General features: G+C 37.2%; 9 protein-coding genes. All 9 read left to right on the top strand.

The window, feature by feature from the left end; translation table 11 throughout:
- The first annotated feature begins 417 nt into the window (after positions 1-417).
- The gene (locus QX565_RS00410; RefSeq protein WP_289290575.1) at positions 418-960 is read left to right on the top strand and encodes a DUF5662 family protein; all 543 of its coding nucleotides are present in this window, start codon (positions 418-420) and stop codon (positions 958-960) included.
- A 34-nt stretch (positions 961-994) separates the two neighbouring features.
- Positions 995-1,348, top strand: coding sequence for a hypothetical protein (locus tag QX565_RS00415; protein ID WP_289290577.1), 354 nt, complete (start codon positions 995-997; stop codon positions 1,346-1,348).
- Between the two features lie 31 nt (positions 1,349-1,379).
- Positions 1,380-1,679 (top strand): hypothetical protein, encoded by a 300-nt coding sequence (locus QX565_RS00420; RefSeq protein ID WP_289290580.1) that lies wholly within the window; start codon positions 1,380-1,382, stop codon positions 1,677-1,679.
- 168 nt (positions 1,680-1,847) lie between these two features.
- Positions 1,848-2,573, top strand: coding sequence for a hypothetical protein (locus tag QX565_RS00425; RefSeq protein WP_289290582.1), 726 nt, complete (start codon positions 1,848-1,850; stop codon positions 2,571-2,573).
- A 102-nt stretch (positions 2,574-2,675) separates the two neighbouring features.
- Positions 2,676-2,819: a hypothetical protein gene (locus QX565_RS00430; protein ID WP_289290583.1), complete on the top strand. Its 144-nt coding sequence runs from the start codon at positions 2,676-2,678 to the stop codon at positions 2,817-2,819.
- A gap of 155 nt (positions 2,820-2,974) precedes the next feature.
- Positions 2,975-3,121 (top strand): hypothetical protein, encoded by a 147-nt coding sequence (locus tag QX565_RS00435; RefSeq protein ID WP_289290584.1) that lies wholly within the window; start codon positions 2,975-2,977, stop codon positions 3,119-3,121.
- A gap of 216 nt (positions 3,122-3,337) precedes the next feature.
- A complete protein-coding gene (gene nrdD / locus QX565_RS00440) occupies positions 3,338-5,515 on the top strand; it encodes an anaerobic ribonucleoside-triphosphate reductase (protein WP_289290586.1) in 2,178 nt (725 codons plus the stop codon).
- A gap of 224 nt (positions 5,516-5,739) precedes the next feature.
- Positions 5,740-6,174, top strand: coding sequence for an RNase H family protein (locus tag QX565_RS00445; protein WP_289290588.1), 435 nt, complete (start codon positions 5,740-5,742; stop codon positions 6,172-6,174).
- A 32-nt stretch (positions 6,175-6,206) separates the two neighbouring features.
- A complete protein-coding gene (locus QX565_RS00450) occupies positions 6,207-6,446 on the top strand; it encodes a hypothetical protein (protein WP_289290590.1) in 240 nt (79 codons plus the stop codon).
- The last annotated feature ends 527 nt before the right edge of the window (positions 6,447-6,973 follow it).

Below are 6,973 nucleotides of genomic sequence, written 5' to 3' on the forward strand. Positions count from 1 at the left end.
ATATATCTTTGAAGGATTTTGCCGAATCCAAGAATCTCAAAGCAGATTCAGTAAGAAAAGCAATTAAAGCAGGTGCTTATCCAGAGGCAAAGAAAATTAAAGGAAAGTGGTATCTTCCGGCAACGCTTGATAAGGAGGGTTAAACAAAATGCCCAAAGAAGGATTATCAAGATTATCTGAAAAATGTCGTGCGTGTCCATTTGTTGATGAATGTGATCATAAAGAAATGGAAGCTTTGGCATATTTGTTGCCTGCCGCCAAATCTAGTGGTATTGACGCATCACAACCATTACTTCGGGAACCATGACTATTGTTAGAGACGGAAAAGACATAACAGTTTATAAGGATGAGTTAGAGAAGGCTATCTATAGCAGTTTATATTCTCATCTTGGATTACAGTACGGAGGTTAAGATATAATGAGTTATCAATACGACAAGTATTTGGCGAATCATAAGAAAAACGTCAAGAAAGGCTATGACTGGCTTTTGGAAAATCTGCCAGATCTGGTTAAGAATATTCCGAATCTGGAATGGCAGTGCTGTTTTGCCCATGACCAGTCAAAGTCAGAGAAGGACGAGTATGAAGCCTATGACGCCTACTTCTATGGCAATAATAAGTCATATGCGGTTGTGCAGGAATATAGAAAAGCTTGGTTACTACACCTTCACCGAAACCCGCATCACTGGCAACATTGGATTCTGATTAACGACGACCCGGAAGAAGGAGAGATCGTCTTGGAAATGCCTGTTAATTATATTTTGGAAATGATATGTGATTGGTGGGCTTTCAGTTGGACAAAAGGGAATTTGTTCGAGATATTTAACTGGTATGACGAACACAAGAAACATATGAAGTTGGCTTCCAATACCAGAAAACAGGTTGAGGATATTCTCAGGCAGATAAAAGAAAAATTGGAAAGTGGTGTAAATGAAAATGTGAGAGCTGGAAATAAAATCTAAGCTCTTTTTATATTTATCAGAAAGGAGAATTAGAATGAGTGATATCGGAAAAAAGCAACCAAAAGAATATAGCGACCGATTCGATGAGCTGCGCCAGAACCGCGTGGCTCTTTCTTATTATAAGTATGGTACAGCAGCAGATAACTTTGGTATGGGACTAGTGAATGCTTTGGATTCGCATGATTTGTGTATCAAAAAGTATTTGGCAACTGGAAATACTGAATATTTATGTGATGCCGCAAACTATCTTATGTTTGAATTTATGTATCCGCAAAAAGAAGGAGCACATTTCAGAGCAACGGATTCGGGAGAAAGTGCAGGAGTGGCTGGTACTCCAGTTGCAGAATTAAGTAGAGACAGACACTTTGAAAGTATTACCAATGTGTAGACTGGAGGCAGTTATGAATTGTGCAACAAATATGAATCAATACCATTATGATATGGGATTTCAAGATGGCTATATGGCTTGCAAAAATGAGTACAAAAAGAAAGCGAAGGATCATAGAGAACAACAAATAAAAGCGAGAGAAAGATTTTTATATTTTCTTAAGCAGAAGTTACTTGGAGTCGTGGCGCTTGCGCTAACTGTGGCTTTCACTTGGTTGTTAGATGGAGATGCAACCGTTGGAATAATTATGATTCCATTAGGGCTGACATTGATATTTAGTAATAAACCCATTGTATATGGTAAGTATTACTGGGAACAGGAGGAATACTGAAAATGACACTATATATTTCTTTATCTGAACAAGATATAGATGAACTGAGGAATGGGAATGAAGTTAAGGTAATTCCTCCTCAGAATTGTACTTATGATAATTGTCATGGTGTGATTATGTTAAGTGAAGAAGCTTTTAATAAAAAATTCAGGAAAGGAGAATTAAAAGATGATTAAAATAGAAAATGTAACTATTCATGGCCTGGAAGAGACTATTAGAGGTATGCGTAACCCAATGAATAGTTGGGATAAGTCTGATAGTGGCATCTGTGGCGGAGGAGACAAGCATATTGGATGTGATAATTGTTGTGAGCATGACTGCGGACATTCTTTTGATGGTGGCTTTCATGTTGGTAAAGCAGACCATGAGCTTATGATGAAACTTGCAGCAGGTGGATCGGTACATGCAAAGTACCGCCGGATGATTACGGTGTATCTGGACATTACTGCTCCGCTTTACTGGTGGAAGGAGTTTGATACATACAAGGTCGGTACGGTTGCTAATTCGTGTTCTACGATGCATAAGATCCATTCTAAGGAGTTTGCATTGGATGATTTTTCATGGGAACATATAATTGAAGACCCAAACGATGTATTTGTTATGGACGAGGAAGATTATATTCCATTATCTCCAAAAGATGTTTTTCAGAATTATATTGTGAATATGCTAAATGTATGCAGAGATAAATATCTTGAAACTCAGGATAAGAAATACTGGTGGCAGATGATTCAACTTCTTCCAAGTTCATATAACCAGAAACGAACAGTCATGTTGAATTATGAGGTTTTGACTGGGATATATCCAATGCGGAAAGAACATAAGCTGGATGAATGGCGTGAATTCTGCCAATGGATTGAGAACTTGCCTTATAGTGAGATTATTACACTCGCGTAAAAAACATGGACTATAATGAAAGGGTGATATATAATATTTATATATTTGTCCTTATCATTAAAGAAAGGGCTTGCTAAAGGAGGCAGGTAAATGGAAGACGATATGAAAGAATTCATTGCTTACAGCAGAAAACTTTTAAGGAGTCTCATTAAGCTCAAAAAGTTATTGGAAAATAGCGAATACGATGAAGCTAAAACAATGCTGGATGAGTTGATTGAGGATACGCAGAAAGACATTGAAGCGTGATTTTGAAGTTATTGTTGGAAGGAACCTGTGGTTGAAAAATCGCAGGCTCTTTCTTTTTTTTTTGAAAGGAGAAGAAAATGCTTAAACTTTTAACAGATTGCAACGAGTGTATACATAAACGGACATGTAAATATTATGATCATCCAAAACAAGCTATGGAAAAATTGAAAAATACAACTTATGGCGACGGTCCGAATGATGATTATGGGTGGGATATAATGATGGAGCATGAACATGTAGATGTTTCTTTCTCTTGTCCAGATTACCAAAAGCAAAAACCAATTCCTAAAGGATTTGCTTGATTGTGGTGGAGGTGTTCTAATGATATTACCTTATGAATCTCTGTTTTATAACACATTGGAAGAGTTGCAAGAAACATATAAGCCAAATCATCAAGATGTAATAAAGTTAAAAAGCAAATATGGAAATGATATTAGATTCAGTAGGATTATGCACAAAAAGGGTGTTAAACCAAGGTTTGAATTAAGTTGCTATAAAATAAAATTGGAGGTGTAGAATTGATTAGCAAAATTATAAAGCGAGACGGAACAGAAGTTGACTTCGATTCGGAAAAGATATTTAATGCAATATCCAAAGCAAATACTGAAGTTGACGAGGGAGAGCAGATTAACCGTAATAACATTAGTGCTGTTACCAATTCTATAATTGATATTCTTGGTAAATTCAGCAGAGCCGTCGAGGTTGAGGAAATTCAGGAAATTGTAGAGACCGAACTGATGAAGAGTGGAGCGTACGAAGTTGCCAAAGCGTATATTCGTTATCGTTATGACCATAAATTAAAACGAGAAATAAATACTGATAAGCAGATTATGTCTCTTGTTGAGTATGTAAACGAATCGGTTAAACAGGAAAACAGCAACAAAAATCCTGAGATTATACCAACGCAGCGGGACTATATCGCAGGTGAGATTTCAAAAGATATTACAATGAGAAAGTTGCTGCCAGAAACTGTTGTAAAGGCTCATAATGATGGTCTGATTCATTTTCATGACGCTGATTATTTTATTCAGCATTCGCATAATTGTGACTTGGTAAATCTGGAGGACATGTTGCAGAATGGTACGGTTATATCTGGAACACTCATTGAAAAGCCACATACATTCAGTACAGCATGTAATATCGCTACTCAAATCATAGCACAGGTTGCCAGTTCCCAGTATGGCGGTCAATCTATAAGCCTGGCTCATCTGGCTCCATTTGTAGATGATACGAGAAAGCGTTTTAAGCAGAAAAATAGCCAATTATTATCATTTATGCCGGAAAACAATTACGATGAGTTTATTGAACATCTTGTGTATGAGGATATCAAAAAAGGAGTTCAGACAATACAGTATCAAGTTGTAACTCTGATGACTACTAATGGACAGGCTCCCTTTATCACGGTTTATATGAATATTAACGAGGCTGAGAATGAGCAGGAGCAGGCAGACTTGGCAGTTATAATTGAAGAAGTTCTCAAACAGAGAATGGAGGGGGTTAAGAACGAAACCGGGGCTTGGATTACTCCAGCATTTCCTAAACTGATATATGCTTTGGATGAGAATAATGCCTATCTTGGTTCTGAGTATTATTATTTGACAGAACTTGCTGCGAGATGTACTGCAAAGCGGATGGTTCCAGATTATATTTCAAATAAAATCGAGCAGCAGTTGAAAAACGGTGATACATATACCTGTATGGGTTGCCGTTCATTCCTTACTCCAGACCGTACTACCGAAAACTATTCCAAATGTAAAAATTGGGAACCTGGTCACAAATACTACGGACGCTTCAATCAGGGAGTTGTAACTATCAATTTACCAGATGTAGCATTAAGCTCTCACGGAGACTTTGATAGGTTTGAGGATATTCTTAAAGACCGGCTGGATAATATCTGCTATCCTGCCTTGATGGCACGACACAATCGGTTGAAAGGGACTCTGTCAAATGTTGCTCCGATTCTTTGGCAATATGGGGCACTGGCAAGACTGAATAAAAACGAGACTATAGATACTCTCTTATATAATGGGTATTCCACAATTAGCCTTGGGTATGCTGGTTTGTATGAATGTGTTAAGTACATGACTGGTGAGTCGCACACAGCAGGAGGTAAGGAATTTGCTCTTTATGTGATGCAGACACTAAACGATTATTGTACCAAATGGAAAGAAGAGACCAATATTGACTTCTCCTTGTACGGCACTCCGTTAGAGAGCACAACTTATAAATTTGCCAAGTGCTTACAAAAACGTTTTGGGATTATTCCCGGAGTTACTGATAAGAACTACATTACAAACAGTTACCATGTTCATGTGACAGAACCGATTGATGCTTTCACAAAGCTTTCATTTGAATCTGAGTTTCAGGCATTGAGTCCTGGCGGAGCTATCAGTTATATTGAAGTTCCAAATATGAATCACAATATTCCAGCAGTCATATCGGTTATTCAGTATATATATGAAAACATTATGTATGCTGAATTAAATACAAGAAGCGATTACTGTCAGGTATGTGGTTTTGAGGGAGAGGTTCAGATTGTTCGTGACAATGGAAAACTTGTTTGGGAATGTCCGATATGTAAAAATCGTGACCAAAATAAATTAAATGTTGCACGTCGGACATGCGGATACATCGGCACTAACTTCTGGAATCAAGGAAGAACACAGGAGATTTCAGAAAGGGTGCTGCATTTATGATTGGAGGTGATATATTTGGCACGAGATGATGATATAAGAAAAAATGCATCTGGATATTCTGACCCGACAGCTTATCAGGCTATTAAAAATATTGAGAATGAGGATGATAAGTTTCATAAATTACTGGACACTATTTTCAATATTTGTGAGTTATCTGGATTTCATTTGGAGGAGCGAATTGTTTTGAAAGATAAAAATACAGGAAAGGTATATAGGTGATATTTATGGGTTATAAAAGACATTCATTTGCATTCGTGGATGGCTCATATAATACTGAGACACATACATATGGATGGGGCGGATTCCTGATTGATAAATTTGGGCACAAACATATTCTTCAAGGTTCTGGAAACAAGGTTGCACTTAGTAAAATGCGTAATGTGGCGGGCGAAATTCTTGGAGCCAGCGATGCCATACAGACTGCCTTAAAACTTGGCATGAAAGAACTGACCATTTATTATGATTACGAGGGAATCGAAAAATGGATTACAGGTAAATGGTGTGCGAGGCAAAAGGAAACTAAGCAATATGTGGCGTTAGCAGAATCTGCAATTAAGAACGGATTAAAATTATATTTCAAACATGTAAAAGCTCATACTGGAATTCAGTTCAATGAAGAAGCTGATATGCTGGCAAAGAAATCTGTAGGATTGGGGTGATATCTATGAATATGTACCTGTTGGTAGACGAAATGAGCAAGGCTCTTGATATTCTTGGTGAAGGTTTACAAAATGTTGCCAAAACTTTAAGAAAACTGATTGAGTGTTTTTGTGAAGAAAGAGAGGAAGAGAAATCAACTGTTTCTTCTCCTAAGCAGTATGGAATATTGTTAAAAAATGTTTCACGCTTCCGAACAAAATCATTCTACAGACAGCCCTATGTACAAGTTCCAAGACATTTGGCATATCAAAAAAGACATTACCAGAGCTGATTTAGCCCACTTTTATATTTGAGGAAAGTGGTCACGCCCGGTTTTGGCTGAAAAAATGGTGTGTATTTGCTGAAATTTTATGTGACTTTGGAGAATTTTACGGACGAAAATACCAAAATCTTGGTCAAATGCCCACTCTTCGCCCAGTTTTAAAACTCAAAAGTGGGCTATAAAAATGCCGTATTTACGGGCTTTGTGAGGGTTTCGCCCACTTTCCCACTTATTTTTCTATTTAATTGTGAGTAAAAAATTAAATATATAAAGAAATAGGGCAAATAAAAGTGGGTTTCTGGGCGTAAGATATATTTTTCGTTTTCTTTTCCAACCAAGTATGGTATACTTAATATGCGACACAATTCTATATATTATCACACTCAGGGAATATTACTTCGGTAAAAAGTGTATTCTCTACATAATCACGCCTTGAGTGTTGATGGAATTGTGTCGCAACAATGAGAGAGATTCACTTTTTCGGTGCGTCTCTTCATTGGGGGCGCACTTTTTATTTTGTGGATTTTCTGATTGGA

This window comes from Bacteroides sp. 41_26, from assembly GCF_949740115.1.
Classification (GTDB): Bacteria; Bacteroidota; Bacteroidia; order Bacteroidales; family Bacteroidaceae; genus Bacteroides; species Bacteroides nordii.

Bases quoted from the DNA above. Each gene is read 5' to 3' on its own strand.
- QX565_RS00410 (WP_289290575.1), top strand. From the start codon at position 418: ATGAGTTATCAATACGACAAGTATTTGGCGAATCATAAGAAAAACGTC.
- QX565_RS00415 (WP_289290577.1), top strand. From the start codon at position 995: ATGAGTGATATCGGAAAAAAGCAACCAAAAGAATATAGCGACCGATTC.
- QX565_RS00420 (WP_289290580.1), top strand. From the start codon at position 1,380: ATGAATCAATACCATTATGATATGGGATTTCAAGATGGCTATATGGCT.
- QX565_RS00425 (WP_289290582.1), top strand. From the start codon at position 1,848: ATGATTAAAATAGAAAATGTAACTATTCATGGCCTGGAAGAGACTATT.
- QX565_RS00430 (WP_289290583.1), top strand. From the start codon at position 2,676: ATGAAAGAATTCATTGCTTACAGCAGAAAACTTTTAAGGAGTCTCATT.
- QX565_RS00435 (WP_289290584.1), top strand. From the start codon at position 2,975: ATGGAAAAATTGAAAAATACAACTTATGGCGACGGTCCGAATGATGAT.
- QX565_RS00445 (WP_289290588.1), top strand. From the start codon at position 5,740: ATGGGTTATAAAAGACATTCATTTGCATTCGTGGATGGCTCATATAAT.
- QX565_RS00450 (WP_289290590.1), top strand. From the start codon at position 6,207: ATGAGCAAGGCTCTTGATATTCTTGGTGAAGGTTTACAAAATGTTGCC.